The 15,304-nt window shown below is 73.3% G+C and carries 13 protein-coding genes; 2 read left to right on the top strand and 11 right to left on the bottom strand.

What is annotated here, in order from left to right; genetic code table 11:
- Positions 1–368: 368 nt before the first annotated feature.
- A complete protein-coding gene (gene ald, locus FJ657_RS03195) occupies positions 369–1,463 on the bottom strand; it encodes an alanine dehydrogenase (protein WP_141162205.1) in 1,095 nt (364 codons plus the stop codon).
- 124 nt (positions 1,464–1,587) lie between these two features.
- Here ald and FJ657_RS03190 point away from each other — a divergent pair, with 124 nt between their 5' ends.
- Complete coding sequence (locus FJ657_RS03190; protein WP_141162204.1) at positions 1,588–2,097, top strand: Lrp/AsnC family transcriptional regulator; 510 nt, start codon at positions 1,588–1,590, stop codon at positions 2,095–2,097.
- A gap of 121 nt (positions 2,098–2,218) precedes the next feature.
- Here FJ657_RS03190 and FJ657_RS03185 read toward each other — a convergent pair whose 3' ends face one another.
- Genes FJ657_RS03185 through FJ657_RS03170 form a run of 4 tightly spaced genes read right to left on the bottom strand, consistent with a single transcriptional unit; the run spans position 2,219 to position 4,306 of the window.
- Positions 2,219–2,749 carry a phage tail protein gene (locus FJ657_RS03185; protein ID WP_141162203.1) on the bottom strand — a complete coding sequence of 177 codons (531 nt, stop codon included), beginning with the start codon at positions 2,747–2,749 and terminating at the stop codon, positions 2,219–2,221.
- Positions 2,750–2,757: 8 nt separating this feature from the next.
- Positions 2,758–3,273 carry a phage tail protein gene (locus FJ657_RS03180; RefSeq protein ID WP_141162202.1) on the bottom strand — a complete coding sequence of 172 codons (516 nt, stop codon included), beginning with the start codon at positions 3,271–3,273 and terminating at the stop codon, positions 2,758–2,760.
- A 12-nt stretch (positions 3,274–3,285) separates the two neighbouring features.
- A complete protein-coding gene (locus FJ657_RS03175; protein ID WP_219995850.1) occupies positions 3,286–3,801 on the bottom strand; it encodes a phage tail protein in 516 nt (171 codons plus the stop codon).
- 13 nt (positions 3,802–3,814) lie between these two features.
- On the bottom strand, positions 3,815–4,306 hold the full coding sequence (locus FJ657_RS03170) for a DUF6916 family protein (protein WP_141162201.1): 492 nt from the start codon (positions 4,304–4,306) through the stop codon (positions 3,815–3,817).
- Positions 4,307–4,584: 278 nt separating this feature from the next.
- On the opposite strand from FJ657_RS03170, the gene FJ657_RS03165 reads away from it, so the two are divergent.
- Positions 4,585–8,739, top strand: a complete 4,155-nt coding sequence (locus FJ657_RS03165) for a beta strand repeat-containing protein (protein WP_141162200.1) — start codon at positions 4,585–4,587, stop codon at positions 8,737–8,739.
- A gap of 73 nt (positions 8,740–8,812) precedes the next feature.
- On the opposite strand, the gene FJ657_RS03160 is transcribed toward FJ657_RS03165, so the two are convergent.
- The 6 genes from FJ657_RS03160 to FJ657_RS03135 form a co-directional block, all read right to left on the bottom strand.
- Positions 8,813–9,484: a response regulator gene (locus FJ657_RS03160; RefSeq protein ID WP_141162199.1), complete on the bottom strand. Its 672-nt coding sequence runs from the start codon at positions 9,482–9,484 to the stop codon at positions 8,813–8,815.
- Positions 9,481–10,728 carry a sensor histidine kinase gene (locus tag FJ657_RS03155; RefSeq protein WP_141162198.1) on the bottom strand — a complete coding sequence of 416 codons (1,248 nt, stop codon included), beginning with the start codon at positions 10,726–10,728 and terminating at the stop codon, positions 9,481–9,483. The genes FJ657_RS03160 and FJ657_RS03155 overlap by 4 nt, the downstream gene beginning before the upstream one ends.
- On the bottom strand, positions 10,729–11,631 hold the full coding sequence (locus FJ657_RS03150) for an ABC transporter permease (RefSeq protein ID WP_141162197.1): 903 nt from the start codon (positions 11,629–11,631) through the stop codon (positions 10,729–10,731).
- Positions 11,628–12,683: an ABC transporter ATP-binding protein gene (locus FJ657_RS03145; protein ID WP_141162196.1), complete on the bottom strand. Its 1,056-nt coding sequence runs from the start codon at positions 12,681–12,683 to the stop codon at positions 11,628–11,630. Before FJ657_RS03145 ends, FJ657_RS03150 begins: the two co-directional genes overlap by 4 nt.
- Positions 12,684–12,783: 100 nt before the next feature.
- Positions 12,784–13,788 (bottom strand): LLM class F420-dependent oxidoreductase, encoded by a 1,005-nt coding sequence (locus tag FJ657_RS03140; protein ID WP_141162195.1) that lies wholly within the window; start codon positions 13,786–13,788, stop codon positions 12,784–12,786.
- 235 nt (positions 13,789–14,023) lie between these two features.
- Complete coding sequence (locus tag FJ657_RS03135; protein WP_219995849.1) at positions 14,024–15,292, bottom strand: acyl-CoA dehydrogenase family protein; 1,269 nt, start codon at positions 15,290–15,292, stop codon at positions 14,024–14,026.
- Positions 15,293–15,304: the final 12 nt, after the last annotated feature.

Below are 15,304 nucleotides of genomic sequence, written 5' to 3'. Positions count from 1 at the left end.
CGTAACGCCCGCCGTCACCCGGCGTAACGCGTCGCTCGCCGCGGGCACGCAGCTCGCCGCATGCGTCGGGTCCGCCGGGTCCCGTCGGCGGTGCCGCTCACCGCAAGCGTGGGCTCGGCCGCACCGGGACCTGCGCCGGGCGGCCTAACTCAGGATCGGACGACGATTCCGCCACCTGGCCGGCCGACTTCCGCGGATTCTCCTGAGTTGCGAGGCCAGCGCCGCACGTCGGTCGCGCGGATCGAGCGCCACGGTGGATCCACGCTGAGGGACCCGTGAGGGGTCGGAAAGGCCCCCGCGACGGCCGGAATCGGTGCGTTCGAGGGGCCTTTGCGACCCCTCAGCAGAGGGGGCCGGGTCGGCGCCGGTCAGCCCGCGAGCTCGTAGCCGAAGGCGGCGGCGACGCCCGCGTTGGTGACCTGGCCGGCGCGGGTGTTGAGTCCGAGCGCGAGGGCCGGGTCGGCATCCAGGGCCGCGTCGACGCCGTGCTCGGCGAGGGCCGTCAGGTACGGCAGGGTCGCGTTGGTGAGCGCGCGCGTCGAGGTCTCGGGCACCGCGCCGGGCATGTTCGCGACGCAGTAGTACAGCGCGTCGTGCACGGGGAAGGTGGGGTCGTCGTGCGTCGTCGGGTGCGAGCCCTCGAAGCATCCGCCCTGGTCGATCGCGATGTCGACGAGCACGGCGCCCGGCTTCATCGTCGCGACCATCGCATCCGTCACCAGCTTCGGGGCGGCGGCACCGGGGATGAGCACGGATCCGATGACGAGATCGGCGGCGGCGACCTGCTCGGCGATCTCGAGGCGGCTGGATGCGCGGGTCTGCAGCTTCGGGTACTGCTTCTCGAGCTGGCGGAGGCGCGGCAGCGACAGGTCGATGACGGTCACGTCGGCGCCGAGTCCGAGGGCGTTCGCGGCGGCGTGCTCGCCGGCGACGCCGCCGCCGATCACGACGACCTTCGCCTTCGGGGTTCCGGGAACGCCGCCGAGCAGGGTGCCTCGTCCGCCCGCGGCCTTGAGCAGGGTCGCGGCGCCGACGACGATCGAGAGCCGGCCGGCGACCTCGCTCATGGGCGAGAGCAGCGGCAGGCTGCGGTCGGGCAGCTGCACCGTCTCGTAGGCGATCGCGGTGGTGCCGGCGGCGAGCAGCGCATCCGTGAGCGGCTGGTCGGCGGCGAGGTGCAGGTAGGTGAAGAGCACGAGGTCGCTGCGCAGGAAGCCGTACTCGGCGGCGATCGGCTCCTTCACCTTGACGACGAGCTCGGAGCCCGACCACAGCTCCTCGGCGGTCGCGATCAGCGACGCCCCGGCGGCGGCGTAGGCCTCGTCGGTGATGCCCGAGCCGAGTCCCGCGCCCGACTGCACGCGCACGTCGTGACCGCGGTGCACGAGGGCGTCGACGCCCGCCGGGGTGATGGCGACGCGGTTCTCGTTGTTCTTGATCTCGGTGGGGATCCCGATCCGCATGGCGGCTCCTGACGACGATGTGGGGCACGGACGATGTGCTCACCAGCGTGACAGCGATTCGTTACAGCGGGATTACCGGCGCAGAAGATTCGGATGCGACGGTTTCGTCGCTAGATTCGGACGCATGACGAGCGCCAAAGCGGATTCCGCGCCGAAGGATCTTCGCCCGGCCGAACTGGACGACACCGACCGCGAGATGGTGCGCATCCTCACCGCCGAGGGCCGCATCACGAACGCCGAGCTCGCCGCGGCGCTCGGGGTCGCCCCGTCGACCGCGCACGCGCGCCTGCGCTCGCTGGTCGAGCGCGGCGTCGTGACCGGCTTCCACGCGAGCGTGGACCAGCGCCGGCTCGGCCGCGGACTGCAGGCGATGATCGGCGTCACCCTGCGCCCCGGCTCGCGGCAGGAGAGCATCACCGCCTTCGCGGAGGAGGTGCGCCGGCTGCCCCAGGTGCTGCAGCTCTTCTTCCTCGGCGGATCCGACGACTTCATGGTGCACATCGCCGTCGCCGACAGCTCGGACGTGCGCGCCTTCGTGGTCGAGCACCTCTCGGCGCAGCAGAGCGTCGCATCCACCCGCACGAGCCTCGTGTTCGACTACCACCGCAACGGGGTCGCGGCGTCGTTCGCGTGAGCCGGCGAGCGGCGATGGTGTCGACAGGATCGCGCGGCGATCCTGGATTCGCCGCACGATATCGCGCGGCGAAGTCGAGATCGTGCGGCGCGAGCCGGCGCGCACGTCGGAGGCGCAGGCCTCAGGGGCGCTGCGGGTAGACGCCCTGCAGCGCGATGATGAAGTTGACCGTGAGGAACGGCGGCATGTTGTTGTGCGCCTGGCTTCCGCCGGTGACGCCGATCGCCGAGGGGTCGAGCGTCGCATCGGCAGCGGATCGGGGGGCGTAGCCGCGCTCGATCGCGCGGCCGCTGCGAGCCTCGGCCCAGGTGGCGCCCGCGGCGGAGCTGACGTCGCCCGCCGCCGCGACGGCGACCGGGGTGTGCGTGTGGGTGGGCATCTGGGACGCCAGCAGGGTGACGCTTTCAGATCCGGCACGCTGCCCCGCGACGTAGCTGCTGAGGCCCGGCGCCTGGCCGATCCCGATCGGCGAGGCGCCACGCAGGTCGGGCAGGCCGAAGTTGGTTCGCCCGTCGCCGCCGAACTTGGTTCCGAGCAGCGAGAACAGCGCGGTGTTCTGGCTGATCGGCAGCGTCTGCCCGTTGCAGAGTGCCCAGCCCTTGGGGGCGAAGTTGAATCCGACGGCGATGATCTCGCCCACGAACGGTTCCATGACGTCTCCTACTGCCGACTCGGGAAGATGCCGTAGAGGGCGATGATGTACGACAGCGCGAGCTCGGGCGGGCGGTTCTCGTGCGGCTGGCCACCGCCGCTCGACCCGATCGCTCCGCCGGCCAGCGAGGCGGATGCCGCCGACGTGGCGTAGGCGGGCTTCGCTCCGGCGGCCCAGACAGCGTCAGCCGGTGACGGAGACGTGCCCGGTGCGCTCGAAGCCACCGGGATGTGATTGTGCGCGGGCATCTCCGGGACGGTGAGCGCGTGCCCGACCTCGCCGCCGTTCTCGCCGATCGTGCGGTTCGCGCCTCCCGGGTACTGCCCGTAGTGCAGGGCGATGCGGCCGCGCAGGTCGGGCAGTCCGAAGGTCTGGTAGCCGTTGCCGCCGTACGTGGTTCCGAGCAGCGCGAACAGGGCCTGGTTCGAATTGATCGGCAGAAGCTGGCCGTTGCAGAACGCCCAGTTCTTGGGAGCGAAGGTGCCGGCGAACAGGGAGATCTGGCCGACGAAGGGCTGATCCATGGTCGTCTCCTCTCAGGCCTGGCTCGGGAAGATGCCCTCGACGCAGATGCAGAATCGCACCCCGAGGTACGGCGGCATGTTGTCGTGCGGCTGGTTTGCGCCTGTCGGCGACAGGGCGGAGGTCGACATGGCCGTGGTCGGGGGCTGCGAGCTGAAGGGCGATTCGGCTCGGCTGGTCCAGCGTCGGCCCGATGGCGTCGCCGAGCTCGGCGCTCCCTCGGTCGCAACAGCTGTGTGGGTGTGTGACGGCAGCTGCGCCGACGTCACGGTCACGGTCTCCACACCGACCCGGGTTCCCAGCGGGTTCGCCGCGCCCTGATAGACGCCCTGACCGATCGGCATCCGCCCGCGCAGGTCCGGCACAGCGAAGGTGCTGATGCCGTCGCCGCCATAGGTCGTGCCGACGATCGCGAACAGTGCGTCGTACTCGCTGATCTGAAGCAGGCTGCCGTCGCAGTCGCGCCAGCCGAGGGGCGCGAAGTCGCCGGCGAACATCATGATGTCGCCGAGATAGGGATCACTGGGCACGGGGCCTCGCCTCTCAGATCCGGTTCACGAGGGCCTGCGCGCGGCGGTCGCCGGCGGGGCCGATCGGGGTGAGCAGGAAGTCGCTGGTCGGCACGCCGTCGTGGCCGAGCTGCCAGATGCCCTCGGCGAAGTCGTCGGGGGCGTGGAACAGCAGCGTGAAGCGGTTCTCGTCGCCGGTGGCGGCGCCCGCGACGTCGGCGATCGCGTCGAGCACGAGCGAGCCGGTGCGGCCATCGGGGGCGGATGCGGTGAGCGCCTGGCCGACGAGCGGGGCGAAGTCGCTGCGCACGGCGGCGCGCAGCTCGACGAGTGCGGCGGCGGTCGTCGGCGCGGCGGCTCTCGCGGCGCCGGCGCCCGAGCCCCCGGCGGTGCTCGCCGGCGCGGTAGCGGTAGCGGTAGCGGTGGCGGGGGCGGCCTGGGCGGCGCCCGCAGCGGCGGCGGCCCCGACCGCGGCGAGCGCGGCGGCGCCGGCGCTGACGACGGCGGTGCGGCGGGTGAGCTGCATGGATGCTCCGGATGCGGTGGCGGCATCCGCTGACGGAGGCTGCGCTGTCGGGTGGATGCGGCGGGCGGGTCCGTGGTGCGGGCGCCGGGCATCCGGGTGTCGAGGGTGCGGCATCCGGGCGGTCAGGGTTCACCGCGCCGGCACGTGCGTGCCGCGCGCTCAGCATAGGTGCGCGTCCGCCCGCGCGGACCCCCTCGGCGGACCCCCCGAACTGGGCACCCGCGCCGCGTAGTCGGCGGCGTCGGGCGCGCGGTACTTTTCGCTTCGCGCGTGTCACCGTGCGCGGAGTCCTCGACATCCTCCGCGCGCGCCCGAGCTCCGACCCGCGCATCGACGAGAGGGCCGCGACGGCCATGACGACCAGCACGCCGACCCCGGGCGCCGCTGCGCGCCGCGACTCGGTCGTTTCGGCGGATCGCTTCGCCGACCGCCCCGCACCCGGCCCCGCACGCCGCCCCGCTGCGCGCTCGCCGCGGGCGGGTCGCATCCCGTTCCTGGCCGCGGGTCTCGCGGTGCTGCTCGCCGCCGCCGGCGTCGTCGCCCTTCCCGCCGATGCGGCGCTGGCCGCGACGACGATCGACGTCAGCACGACCGCCGACGGCGACGCGAACAGCGCCTGCACCAACGCCTCGGTGACGACGACCGCGCCGAACACGCCGGTCACCCTGCGCAACGCCCTCTGCGTCGCCGGCAACACGGCATCGGCCACGACCATCCGCATCGGCAGCGGCGTCTACCAGCTGACCCAGGGCGAGATCGCCTTCGGCCAGAAGCCGGGCGCCGACATCACGCTCGTGCGCTCGGGCGGCGGCACGACCGAGATCGTCGGCGACGGCCAGCACCGCGTTCTCGACATCGACCCGAACCTCGTCGGCGGCATCTCGGTGACGCTGCACGACCTGACGGTGCGCGGCGGCGTCGACGACCTCGCGCAGCCGGGATCGCAGGGATCGGGCGGCTTCGGCGGCGCCGGCATCATCGCCGGGTCGGGCGCCGATGCGTCGGTCGCCGGCGACAGCCTGACGCTGCTCTACGTGACCGTCACCGGCAACACCGTGAAGGCGCACGCCTCGCCGACCGTGAACTCCGGCGGCGGCGGCGTGCAGTTCATCGGCGGCTCGCTCACGATCACCGGCTCGACCATCTCGGGCAACAGCTCCAACGCCGGCCCCGGCGGCGGCGTCTACTACGAGGCCGCAGCGGGACGCTCGGGTGAGAGCCTGACGGTCACGAACTCGACCTTCTCGAACAACACCGTCGCGAACGCGAGCACCTACCCCTCGGGCGGCGCGGGCATCTCCGTCGCCGGCGTGACCGGCTCGACCGCATCCATCACCGGGTCGACGTTCACGGGCAACACCGGCAGCGCGACGGGCACCGGCGGCGCCGCCGGAGGCGCCATCCGCCTCGCCCCGGCGGGCACCTCGTCGGGCGCGGGCACCGCGACCGTCAACTCGAACCGGCTGATCGGCAACCGCGCGATCGCCGGCGCAGGCAGCCAGGTCGCGGTCGACACGACGACGACCGCGCTGCACTACAACGACATCCGCCCCGCCGCCGCCGACACCGCCCCGGTCGTCACGGCGAGCCCGGCGACCGCGGTCGACGCGACGCAGAACTGGTGGGGATGCGCGACCGCGCCCGGCGGCGCCGGCTGCCCGACGGTCACGGCCGGCATCCCGGTGACGCCGTCGCTCGTCTTCACCGCCGACGCGACGCCCGCGACCGTGTCCGCTCCGGGCGCGCGGGCGACGATCGGCGCGAGCTTCGTGCGCGACTCCGCCGGCACCGCCTTCGCCGCGAACCTGCTCGGCGCCTTCAGCGAGGCGGCGACCTTCAGCACCGACACCGGAACGCTCGACTCCGCCTCGGTCGTGCTCTCGAGCGGCACCGCCTCGGCGCAGCTCACGACCCCGTCGACGCCCGGCCGTTCGACCGTCACCGTGACCTACGGCGGCCTGGCGAAGCAGGTCGTCGTGACGGCGCCGCAGGCTCCCGCCTTCACGAGCGGGTCGTCGGCGACCTTCACGGCCGGCACCGCGGGCAGCTTCACGATCACGACGACGGGCTACCCGACGGCCGCCATCACGCGCACGGCCGGCGCCCTGCCCGCCGGACTCACGCTCACCGACAACGGCGACGGAACCGCGTCGCTGGCCGGCACCCCGACCGGGTCGGACTCCGTGACGCTGTCGCTCAAGGCCGACAACGGATCGGCATCCCCCGCCACGCAGCAGCTCACCGTGACCGTGCGCCAGGCCGCCGCGATCACCAGCGCGGCGACGACCACCTTCGTCACGGGCTCGGCCGGATCGTTCACCGTCACGGCCTCCGGTTCGCCGAAGCCGACGCTGACCGCGTCGGGCGCGCTGCCCGCGGGCGTCACCTTCGTCGACAATGGCGACGGCACCGCGACCCTGGCGGGCACGCCGAGCGCCGGAACCGGCGGGCAGTACCAGCTCAGCATCACGGCCTCGAACGGCGTCGGCGCGAACGCCGTGCAGCCCTTCACCCTGACGGTGAACGCCCCGCCGACGATCGACGGCGGCGCGACGGCCTCCGCGACCGCCGCGACCGGCTCGGCGTTCTCGCGCACGATCACCACGACCGCCGGCTATCCGACGGCCACGACGATCACCGAGACCGGCGCACTGCCCGCGGGCGTCACCTTCACCGACAACGGCGACGGCACGGCGACCCTCGCCGGCACCCCGGCGGCGCTCAGCGGCGGCATCTACTCGCTGCAGATCAGCGCCGGCAACGGCGTCGGCACGGCCGCCACCCAGCAGCTCACCCTCACCGTGACGCAGGCGCCCGCCGTGACCTCCGACCCGTCGTCGCAGTCGACCACGGTCGGAACGTCGGTCGCGTTCAGCGCCGCGGCCACCGGCTACCCGACCCCGAGCATCCAGTGGCAGAAGAGCACGGATGGCGGTATCACCTTCGCCGACATCACCGACGAGACCAGCGGCACGCTGAGCCTGACCGCGACCGCCGACTTGGATGGCGCGTGGTTCCGCGCGGTGTTCACGAACGGCACCGGATCGGCGACCACCACCGCAGCGAGCCTCGCGGTCGGCACCGGACCCGCCATCACGAGCGCCGCCACCGCGACGATCTCGGGTGACGGGGCGACGCAGACCATCAGCATCACGGCGTCGGGCAAGCCGACGCCGACCCTCGCGCTGACCGACGGCGCCGTTCCCGGGTTGGTCTTCGCCACCGGCACCGGCACCGGCACCGGCGCCGGCACCGCAACGCTGACCGGCGTGCCGACCAGCGCGGGCGAATTCACCCTGAAGCTCAGCGCGAGCAACGAGCACGGCACCGGCACGCAGACGCTCGTCGTGACCGTGCAGCAGAAGACCGCGATCACCTCGCCGTCGGGTGCGGACTTCGCGGTCGGCTCGCCCGGATCGTTCACCGTGACCACCGACGGCGGCTATCCGACCCCCGCCTCGCTCGAGCTCGACGGCGACGTTCCCGAGGGGCTGACCTTCGTCGACGACGGCGACGGAACCGGCACGCTGTCGGGCACGCCGGCGACCGGCACCGGCGGTGTGGCGAGCGTGGATGTCGTCGCGACCACCGCGCCCGGGCACGTCGCCCGCCAGACCCTGACGATCACGGTCGGCGAGACCGCGGCCGTCACCGGCCCGGCCCGCGTCGACGCGACCGCCGGAGTGCCGTTCAGCGCGACCGTCACCACCGCGGGCGGCTACCCGACCGCGGTCACCCTCACGGCGGGGCCGCTGCCCGCCGGCGTCGACTTCGTCGACGAGGGCGACGGCACCGGCACCCTCTCGGGCACGGTCGCCGAGGCCGGATCGAGCGTCATCACGATCACCGCCACGAACGCCACCGGAGCGACCACCGCCCAGGTGACCCTCGTGGTCGCCGAGCCGGCCGTCGTGCCGCTGCCGCTCATCCTGCCGACCCTCACCGGTTCGCTCACCGGGGTTCCGGCGCAGCTCGAGCAGGGCCAGAGCTTCACCGTGAGCGGATCGGGCTTCGCCCCGCACGCGCCCATCACCCTGGGTCTGTACTCGACGCCGACGACGCTCGCGACGGTCGAGGCGGATGAGACGGGCGCGTTCACGCAGACGCTGACGGTTCCCGCGGACTTCGCGGTCGGCGACCACACGGTCGTCGCCACGGGCATCGGCGCCGACGGCGCGGCGCGGTACCTCGGAGCGCCGACCACGGTCTCGGCGGCCGACGTCGACCCCGGTGACGGCGGCACGACGCCGGGCGGCGGCGCTGGCGGCGGCACCGGGTCGGGCGGATCGGGGGCGACCGGTTCGGGTTCGGGTTCGGGCTCGGGACTCGCGGCGACCGGTGTCGGCGAGGCCTGGATGCTCGCGGCCGCGCTCGCCGTGCTGGCTCTGCTCGCCGGCATCCGCCTGGTCGTCGCGCGCCGCCGCGCCGCGTGATCCGCTGATCGCGCGCCCCTGACTCGAACGGGCGCGGGGGCTCCACTCCGCGCCCGCTCGACCCCTCTGCGCGTCAGAGCAGGCCGAGCTCCATCGCGCGGGTCACGGCCCGGGTGCGGTCGCTCACCTCGAGCTTCTCGAAGACGTGCAGCAGGTGCGTCTTCACGGTGGCCTCGCCGAGCAGCAGCTCACGGGCGATGCGCGGGTTGCTGAACCCCTGCGCGACGAGCGCGAGCACCTGGCTCTCGCGCGGGCTCAGGGTCACGACGGGCTCGGCGGATGCGGCCGGCCGCGCGACGTGGGTCACGAGCGCCGCCGCGATCGACGGCGCCAGCGCGACCTCGCCACGCGCCACCGCGCGCACGCCGGCCAGAACCTCCGCCTCGGGCGCCGCCTTGAGCAGGTACCCGGTCGCGCCGGCCTCGATCGCCCGCAGGATCGCGTCGTCGCTCTCGTAGGTCGTCAGCACGAGCACCCGCGTCTCCGGCAGCGCGGACCGGATGCGCGCCGTCGCCTCGTCGCCGTCGATCCCGGGCATGCGCAGATCCATCAGCACCAGATCGGGCGTGAGGGCGAGGGCGCGCTCGACCGCCTCGAGTCCGGTGGATGCGGTGCCCACCACCTCCACGTCGTCGGCCGCGTCGAGCAGCGCGACGATGCCGCCCCGAACGATCGGGTGGTCGTCGGCGACGAGCACCCGGATGCGCGGTGTCGCGTGCTCGTCGGGAGCAGCGGCCGGGGTCATGCGGGGGCTCCCGTCGGGAGGGTCGCGCGCACGCGGGTTCCAGAGGCGTCGCTCGTGACCGCGAGCGCCCCGCCGGCGAGGGCGAGACGGTCGCGCATCCCGCTCAGGCCGAAGCCGGGAGACGGCGCGGTGGCGTCGAAGCCGGCCCCGTCGTCGTGCACCTCGAGCGCGAGCGACGCGAGACCGGCATCGGTCGTCGAGGGCGCGCCGCGCTCGCCGATCGCCGCGGTCGGTGCATCACCGATCGGGCCCGCGTCGCCGACCGGGGTGCGCAGCGTCAGGCGCACTCGCGTCGCGCCGGCGTGCTTGCGCACGTTCGCGAGCGCCTCCTGCGCGCAGCGGATCAGCACCACCTCGCGGTCGCGGTCGAGCGTGATCGCGGCGACGTCGACATCCACCGACACCGTGACGCCGGTCTCGCGTTCGAAGCGCTCGGCGAGGCGGCGCAGCGCCGGGGCGAGGCCGCCCTCGAGCGTCGGGGATGCGGTGCTCGCGACGAGCGCCCGGGCCTCGCCGAGCGCGGCGCGAGCGGCGTCTTCGAGGGCGTCGAGGTGGGCGAGCCCCGCGGTGAGCTGCGCGGGGTCGATCCCGCGCTCCAGCTCGCGGCGGGCCTGCTGGGCGAGCAGCACGAGCCCGGTGAGATCCTGCGCGACCGTGTCGTGGATCTCGCGCGCCAGCCGCTCGCGCTCGCTCGCGACCCCGGCATCCCGGTGCGCGGCGGCCAGCGCATCCTGTGTCGCCCGCAGCTCGTCGAGCAGCACCCGGCGCTGCTCGCTCTGCTCGGCGATGCCCGAGATCCAGAGCCCGAAGACGACCGCGAAGACCAGCGACACCACCTGGATCGCGATCGCCCCGCCAACGAAGTCGCGCTGCGCCATCGCGATGCCGACCGCGACGGCGAGCACGACGCTGCCCGTGATCGCGCGCCGGCGGCCGTCGAGCGACATCCAGATCAGCGGGAAGGCGAGGCACTGGAGCGCCGCGAACGAGGGATGCGCGAAGGTCGCCGCCGCCGCCCAGATCACCACGATCACGGCGAACGGGACCGCGAGCTCGCGTCGCTCGTCGCAGCGTCGGCCGAGCGTGAACCATGCGACCAGCAGCAGGACCGCGCCGGCGAGACCCACCGCGCCGCGCAGCAGCTGGATGCTGCCGGCGCCCGCGACGAACACGAACCACGCGCAGATCAGCGCCTGCGCGCCGACGACCACGCAGACCGCGATCGTCCAGCCGAGGTGCCTCATTCAGCCATCCTCGCGGATCCAGCGGAAGGTGAGACGGCAGAGCACGAGACCGGCGACGAGCCAGACGCCGCACACGATCGCGACCTCGGGCAGCTGCCAGCTCGACGCCTGTTCGAGCGACTTGAAGCTGTCGGGCAGGAACACCGACCGCATCCCCTGCGCCAGCCACTTCAGCGGGAACACGCTCGCCGTGTTCTGTAGCCACTCGGGCAGCTGCGAGAACTGCAGGTACACGCCCGAGATGAACTGCAGCACGATCGTCACCGGCACGATCACGGCCGTCGCGCTGCGTCCGCTGCGGGGCAGCCGCGAGATCGCGATGCCGAGCACCGCGCTCGTCAGCACCCCGAGCAGGAACACCCACGCGAAGGTCAGCCAGCGCTGCGGCTCGGTCGGCAGCGCGACACCGAACACGACACGGGCGACGAGGATGAGCAGCGCCGCCTGCGCGGTCGCGGTCACCAGGGCCTGGCCGAGCTTGCCGATGAAGTAGCTCGCGACCGGCAGCGGGGTTCCGGCGAGACGCTTGAGGGTGCCGTCGCCGCGCTCGCCCGCGATGTCGACGCCGAGGTTCTGCACGCCGCTGAGCAGGATGCCCGCGGCCAGCATCGCCGGCAGGTAGTAGCGGGCGACGTTCATCTCCGAGCCGGCGGGCCCGAAGCTCAGGTTCGCGAACGCCGCCGAGAAGATCGACATCATCACGATCGGGAACAGGAACGTGAACACGAGCGCATCGCGCCGGCGGAAATAGGCGGCGATCTCGTAGCGCGCCCGCTCGAGGCCGAGGCGGAGCGTGCGCGCGGGGGAGCGGTCGAGGGCGCCGGGGCGGCCGGAGGCTCCGGGGGAGTCCGGGTGGTTCGGGATGCGCGGGGCGCGGTTCTCGGTGGTCGTCGCGGCGCTCATGCGCGAACCTCCTCGGGCTTCGTGGTGCCGGGCTTCGTGGTGTCGGGGCTCGTGCTGGGGGTGTCCGCCGAGGCAACCGCCGCATCCTCGCGCTCGACCTCGGCGATGAGCTGCAGGTAGATGTCCTCCAGGCTGGGACGCACGACCTCGAGGCCGCGCGGCTCCAGTTCGGTCGCGGCGCCCGCGCTCGACCCGGCCGCCGCATCCCGCGCGAGCTCGCTCTGCAGGTGCGCGACCAGGCCGGCCGGGCGCTCGGTGCGCTGCTCGTGCAGGGCGCCCGCGGCATCCCGCCAGCGCACGATCGGAACGCGCGCCGCAGCCCCGCCGAGCTCGTCGAGCGGCCCGAGCGCGCGCATCCGCCCGCCCGCGATCACGCCCGCCCGGCTGGCCAGCTGCGCCGCCTCGTCGAGGTAGTGGGTGGTGAGCAGGATGCTCGTGCCCTCGGCCGACAGCTCGCGGATCAGCTGCCAGAACTGGCGCCGCGCCTCGGGGTCGAAGCCGGTGGTGGGCTCGTCGAGGAAGAGCAGCTCGGGGCGTCCGATCACGCCGAGCGCGACATCCAGTCGGCGCTGCTGCCCGCCCGAGAGCCTCCCGACGCGGGCGTCGGCCTTGTCGTCGAGGCCGACCGCGGCGATTGTCTGGTCGACGTCGCGCGGGTTCGGGTAGAAGGAGGCGCGGTGCCGCAGCTCCTGGCGCACGGTTCCGGTCGCCGGTTCGCCCGAGCTCTGCAGCACGATGCCGAGCCGGGCGCGCCAGTCGAGGCGGCCCCGGCTCGGGTCGACGCCGAGCACGCTGACCTCGCCGCCGGTGCGACGGCGGTAGCCCTCGAGGATCTCGATCGTGGTCGACTTGCCGGCGCCGTTCGGCCCGAGCAGGGCGAAGGTCTCGCCCCGCTCGATGTCGAAGTCGATGCCGTCGACGGCGTTGCGGTCGGCGTAGCGCTTCGTGAGTCCGCGCACCCGCACGACGGGGTCGGCGGTGCGGACTCGGCCACCGGCGGGAGTGCTGCTCGTGCCGGCGCTCGCGCCGGATCCGCTGCTGTCTCTGCTCATGCACCTAAGCGTCGCGGCGCCCGCGCGCGGCGAACAGCCGTGCGCCGGTTGATTCCGCATCCCCCGATCGGTGGATGCGCGAGCCAAATGCACGGCGCGCTCAGGCGAGCGCGGGGATGACCTCCCGCTCGAACAGCTCCACGCCCGAGCGGTCGTAAGCCGACTCAGGGAAGTTGTGGATCGCGTAGCCGAGCCCGCGACCGGATGCCGCCTGCAGCTTCTCGACGATCTGCTCGGGCGTGCCCGTCAGCTGCCCGCCGTTCCGCAGGTCGGCCACGTAGCCGGCGGCGCCGTCATCCCCCAGGTAGGGCTTCACGCGCGCCTCGATGCGGTCGATGCGCTCGCTCACCTCGGCCTCGGTCGCGCCGATCACGGTCTGGAAGTTCGAGCTGCGCGTGATGGCGTCGAAGTCGGTTCCGACGGTCGCGCAGTGCTCGCGCAGCAGCGCGCTCTTGTGCTCGAAGGTCTCCGCGTCGCCGGCGAAGTTCGTGTACTGCGCGTACTTCGCGGCGATCTTCAGCGTCACCTTCTCACCTCCGCCCGCGATCCAGAGGGGGATGCCGGGCTGACCATCCACGACCGTCTGCAGCGGCTGCGGGCGCACCTTCGCGCCCTCCACCTGGTAGTGCTTGCCGTTGAGGGTCGCCTCGCCGGTCTCCCACGCCTGCTTGAAGATCTGCACGCCCTCGTCCAGTCGCGCCAGGCGCTCGCCCGCCGACGGGAAGCCGTAGCCGTAGGCGCGCCACTCGTGCTCGTACCAGCCGCCGCCGATGCCCATCTCGGTGCGTCCGCCCGAGACGATGTCGACCGTCGCCGCGACCTTCGCCAGGTAGGCGGGGTTGCGGTAGCTCATGCAGGTGCACATCTGGCCGAGGCGGATGCGCGAGGTGGATGCCGCGAACGCCGCCATCAGCGTCCACGCCTCGTGCACGGCCTCGTCGGTCGGCTGCGGAACCGGGTGGAAGTGGTCGAAGACCCAGAGGGATTCCCACGGTCCGGCGTCGGCGGCGGACGCGAGGGAGCTCATGACGTTCCAGTGCTGGGCCGGCTCGATGTCGACGAGGTCGTGACGCCAGCCCTGGGGGATGAAGATGCCGAATCTCATGCGGCGCACGCTACTCCGCGCATCCGCCCGACCGGTGCCGGCTCAGCCCACCCGGAGGCGTGCGCGTGCGGAAGCCCTCTCCCGCGGCGGCTCGTGGCCGGATGCGGGAGGGGGCTCACGCGATCCCCTCGGCGACCCCGGCCCCATCGGGCGGCGGCACGAGGGCCCGGTCGGGAGCGGCGCCGAGCCGGGCCCCCGCGTGCTCGCGGGGTCGTCGAGGGGAAGCGGAGGGGCGTCAGGTGTACCAGGTGGGCTCGGGGATCTCGCCGAGCAGGGCGTAGCGGCCGACCTCGCGCCGCTTGTAGGGGACCGGGTCGTGCAGGCTGTGGGTGCGCAGGTTGCGCCAGAAGATGTCGAGTCCGACCGCGCTGGCCGAGGCGCGGGCGCCGGTCAGCTCGAAGACCTTCGTGGCGACGTCGAGTCCGTCGTCGACGATGCGCGCCTTCGCGGCCGCGATGCGCACCGCGATCTCACCCCGGCGCCGCTCGGTCAGCTGCTCGCGCGGGGCGTGCAGCACCTCGCTGATCTCGGCGCCCACCGCATCCAGCAGCGCCTCGTCGGCCCACAGCTTCGACTGCAGCTCGCCGTAGCCCTCGAGGATGTACCACTCCTCGGTCGCGCGGCCCTTGTCGTCGCCGCCGTACGGCCAGGCACGCGAGTTCTCGCGCGTGTACGCGGCGGCGCGCTCGAGGGCGCCCTGCGCGATGCCGAGGTAGAAGTTGGCGAAGACGAGCTGGATGGCCGGCACATTGAGCGTGTTGTAGACGAGCGGCTGGAACTGCTTGTCGACGAAGCCGGCCGCACTCGCCCAGTCGACCCGCACATCCTTGATCTCGACCGACCCCGACTCGGTGAGGCGCTGGCCGAGGTTGTCCCAGTCGTGGGCGAAGCGGATGCCCTGCTGCTCGGTCGGAACGATCGCGAAGACGTGCGTCTCCGATCCCTCGATCACGCCCTCGAGCACGGTCAGGTCGCTGATGACCCCGCCGGTCGAGAACGACTTGCGGCCGTTGTAGACGAGCGTGTCGCCCTCGTCGTGGATCGTCAGGTCGGCGTCGCGCGGGTTGACCGCGCCGCCGAAGAAGGCGTTGGTCGAGGTCGCGAGCTCTTCGACGGCGGATATCTGCTCCTCGGTCGCGACGAGCCGGGCCGCCCACGCCCACAGGTAGTGGTAGCCGAGCAGCTGCCCGATCGAGCCGTCGCCGCGGGCGACCTCGCGGATCACCCGGTAGGCCGTATCCCAGGTCTGCCCGCCGCCGCCGTGCTGCGTCGGCCCCAGCAGGGTGACGAGACCGGAGGCCTTGAGCAGCCCCACCTCGGTGCGCGGCGCCGCGCCGGCGCGGTCGCGCTCGACGGCGTCGGCGGCGAGGATGTCGGCCACCTGGCGCGCGCGGTCGATCCAGCCGGCGGCGTCGATCGGCCGGGCGACGCCCTGCCAGCGGTCGGTCAGCGCATGCGCCGCCGATCCGTGCGCGGTGCTCGTGCTCTGTGTCGTGTCGGTCACGGTTCTCCCTCT

The sequence above is a fragment of the Schumannella soli genome, from assembly GCF_006517435.1.
Taxonomy (GTDB): domain Bacteria; phylum Actinomycetota; class Actinomycetes; order Actinomycetales; family Microbacteriaceae; genus Schumannella; species Schumannella soli.
This window is presented reverse-complemented; position numbering and strand designations above follow the sequence as displayed.

Excerpts from the sequence above, each read along its gene's own strand:
- FJ657_RS03155 (WP_141162198.1), bottom strand. The coding sequence starts at position 10,728 with ATGAGGCACCTCGGCTGGACGATCGCGGTCTGCGTGGTCGTCGGCGCG.
- FJ657_RS03190 (WP_141162204.1), top strand. The coding sequence starts at position 1,588 with ATGACGAGCGCCAAAGCGGATTCCGCGCCGAAGGATCTTCGCCCGGCC.
- FJ657_RS03140 (WP_141162195.1), bottom strand. The coding sequence starts at position 13,788 with ATGAGATTCGGCATCTTCATCCCCCAGGGCTGGCGTCACGACCTCGTC.
- FJ657_RS03185 (WP_141162203.1), bottom strand. The coding sequence starts at position 2,749 with ATGGAACCGTTCGTGGGCGAGATCATCGCCGTCGGATTCAACTTCGCC.
- FJ657_RS03160 (WP_141162199.1), bottom strand. The coding sequence starts at position 9,484 with ATGACCCCGGCCGCTGCTCCCGACGAGCACGCGACACCGCGCATCCGG.
- FJ657_RS03150 (WP_141162197.1), bottom strand. The coding sequence starts at position 11,631 with ATGAGCGCCGCGACGACCACCGAGAACCGCGCCCCGCGCATCCCGAAC.
- ald (WP_141162205.1), bottom strand. The coding sequence starts at position 1,463 with ATGCGGATCGGGATCCCCACCGAGATCAAGAACAACGAGAACCGCGTC.
- FJ657_RS03170 (WP_141162201.1), bottom strand. The coding sequence starts at position 4,306 with ATGCAGCTCACCCGCCGCACCGCCGTCGTCAGCGCCGGCGCCGCCGCG.
- FJ657_RS03180 (WP_141162202.1), bottom strand. The coding sequence starts at position 3,273 with ATGGATCAGCCCTTCGTCGGCCAGATCTCCCTGTTCGCCGGCACCTTC.
- FJ657_RS03145 (WP_141162196.1), bottom strand. The coding sequence starts at position 12,683 with ATGAGCAGAGACAGCAGCGGATCCGGCGCGAGCGCCGGCACGAGCAGC.